This window comes from Brevundimonas sp., from assembly GCF_032017145.1.
In the GTDB taxonomy this organism is placed as follows: Bacteria; Pseudomonadota; Alphaproteobacteria; order Caulobacterales; family Caulobacteraceae; genus Brevundimonas.
The window spans coordinates 1-2,794 of sequence record NZ_DALZQC010000193.1 but is presented as its reverse complement, the minus strand read 5'-3'; the positions used below and the strand labels follow the sequence as shown (position 1 = coordinate 2,794).

Genomic DNA, 2,794 nt, shown 5'->3' with positions numbered 1-2,794 from the left:
GGCGCGGGCGTCGCCGTGGGCGTAATCCTGAACCAGCCGCACCAGCCGCCCGCCCTCGACGAAGGCCGGAGACGCCGTGGCGTCGGTCGGAGCCAGGGCCGCCGCCACGTCCAGATCGCCGGTCAGCAGGGCCGAGGTGAAGGCCTGTTCGCGCACGCGCGGCTGTTCCGGCGTCAGCCGCTCGGCCTGGGCCAGATAGTCGGAGCCTTGCGCCCCCTCCCCCTGCATCAGGGCCAGCTTGCCGGCCAGATACAGGCCATAGGCGCTGCGCCCCTCGGCGTTGGTCGGGATCGGCGCCCAGACGGCCGGGATCGCCGGGGCGGCGGGCGCGTCGGTGATGATGATGTGAGGATCGGGCGCGGCATCCGGGGCCGGCGAGGTTGTTTGGCCGGGAATGGGCTGGCCCGGCTCCAGGATCACGGCCGGCGGATGGGTCTGGGGTGTCGGGGCGGGGGGCGCGGCGTCCTGCGCCCCCGCCTGTCCGGCCATGGCCAGGGCGACGACGGTCAGGGAGGCGGAAATCAGAGTCGAGCGGCGCGAACGGGAGGCGATCATGCCGCGACCCTTCACGCTTTCCCCCGCCCCCGCAAGAGGATGGATGATTGTTCCTCCTCTTGCGCTCATCCCCGCGAAAGCGGGGACCCCGTTTCTCTGTCGGCAGTGAGTTGGATCAGCACAGCCTCGCCAACCTTTGCATTGATCGCCCAAAGGACTGGGTCCCCGCTTTCGCGGGGATGAGCGGCATCGGGGGCTTGTCACATGTTCGGATAGTTGGGGCCGCCGCCGCCCTCGGGCGTGGTCCAGACGATGTTCTGCGACGGGTCCTTGATGTCGCAGGTTTTGCAATGGACGCAGTTCTGGGCGTTGATGACGAAGCGGGGATCGGCCTTGGCCGCCTCGTCGCCATAGACGACCTCGTACACGCCCGCCGGGCAGTACAGCCGCGCCGGTTCGCCGTATTCGGGCAGATTGACCCGGATCGGGATGGACGGGTCCAGCAGCTTCAGGTGAGCCGGCTGGTCCTCGGCGTGGTTGGTGTTGGAGATGAACACCGACGACAGTTTGTCGAACGACAACTTGCCGTCCGGCTTGGGGTATTTGATCGGTTTGTGGTGCGCCGCCAGTTCGGTCGAGGCCGCGTCGGTCTTGGCGTGTTTCAGCGTCGGGATCGGCGACCAGCCGCCCAGCAGGGTGCGGCACCACATGTCGAACATGCCGAACGCCCCGCCCAGGGTCGTGCCGAATTTGGACAGCAGGGGCTTGGCGTTCCGGACGACCGACAGCTCCTTATAGACCCAGCTCTTCTCGAAAGCGGTCTGATACTCGTTCAGCACGTCGCCTTCACGCCCGGCCTGAACCGCCTCGTAGGCGGCGTCGGCGGCCAGCATGCCGGTCTTCATGGCGTTGTGGCTGCCCTTGATGCGGGGCACGTTCACGAAGCCCGCCGAGCAGCCGATCAGGGCGCCGCCGGGGAAGGACAGTTTCGGGATCGACTGCAGACCGCCCTCGGTGATGGCCCGCGCGCCATAGGAGATGCGCGTCCCGCCCTCCAGGTGTTTGGCGATGTCGGGATGGTGCTTGAAGCGTTGGAACTCGTCGAACGGCGACAGGAACGGGTTCTTGTAGTTCAGGTGAACGACATAGCCCACGGCCACGTAGCGGTCGCCGAAATGATACAGGAAGCTGCCCCCGCCGGTGTGTTCGTCCAGCGGCCAGCCGGTCGTGTGCTGGGCCAGGCCGGGCTGATGCTGTTCGGCGGGCACCTGCCACAGCTCCTTCAGGCCGATGCCGTATTTCTGTGGCGACTTGCCGTCCTGAAGCTTGTGACGAGCGATGATGGTCTTGGCCAGGGAGCCGCGCACGCCCTCGGCGATGAAGACGTATTTGCCGTGCAGTTCGATGCCCGGCTGGAAGTCGTCGGTCGGCTTGCCTTCGCGGTCGATGCCGAAGACGCCGGCGACGACGCCCTTCACCCGGCCCGTCTCTTCTTCCCAGACGACATGGCTGGCGGCCATGCCGGGATAGACCTCGACGCCCAGCGCCTCGGCCTGTTCGCCCAGCCAGCGTGTGACATTGCCCAGCGAGGCGATGTAGCAGCCGTGGTTGTGCATGAAGGGCGGCAACAACGGCATCGGCAGCGGCGCCGACCCTTGCGGCCCCAGCAGCAGGAAGCGGTCCTTGGTGACCGGCGTTTCCAGCGGCGCGCCGCGTTCCTTCCAGTCGGGGAACAGTTCGTTCAGGGCCTTGGGATCGATAACGGCGCCGGACAGGATGTGACCGCCGACCTCGGCCGCCTTTTCCAGCACCGCGACGCTGATCTCCTTGCCGTCCTTTTCCGCGCGCTGCTTGAGACGAATGGCCGCCGACAGGCCGGCGGGACCGCCGCCGACGATGACGACGTCGTATTCCATCACCTCGCGCTCGACGCCGTTCAGCGCCTCCAGCGGCGGCAGATTGTCGATGATGGCTTCCTGACGGGCGTTCTCGGCGCCGCCTTCGATGGCGTCTTCGGCCATGATTTCCCCTGAATCCCGGTTGTCCGTGTGGTTATGCCGCTTATCGGAAGGTGACGCGAGGGCGGTCAAGGCTTATCGATAGCCCGAGACATGAACGCGCAACCCCATGACATCGCTGCAGTGGAAAGCCTGCTCGCCTTCTGGCGGGATGCGGGGGTGGACGCCTGCTATGGCGATGCGCCGGTCGATCACACCCATATCGCCCCTCCCCCGGCGGTGAAGGCGGTGCAGCGCGCGACCGCCTCGGTGGCCCCGCCCCTGGCCGGACACGCCGCCGA

Annotated in this window: 1 protein-coding gene and 2 pseudogenes; 1 reads left to right on the top strand and 2 read right to left on the bottom strand. The window is 67.3% G+C overall.

From position 1 onward, the window contains the following. Positions 1-555 (bottom strand): annotated as a pseudogene (locus tag RTU05_RS17740) (hypothetical protein); the annotation flags it as partial. Positions 556-755: 200 nt separating this feature from the next. Next, positions 756-2,411: an electron transfer flavoprotein-ubiquinone oxidoreductase gene (locus RTU05_RS17735; protein ID WP_312599615.1), complete on the bottom strand. Its 1,656-nt coding sequence runs from the start codon at positions 2,409-2,411 to the stop codon at positions 756-758. A 195-nt stretch (positions 2,412-2,606) separates the two neighbouring features. Here RTU05_RS17735 and RTU05_RS17730 point away from each other — a divergent pair. Next, positions 2,607-2,794 (top strand): annotated as a pseudogene (locus tag RTU05_RS17730) (uracil-DNA glycosylase); the annotation flags it as partial.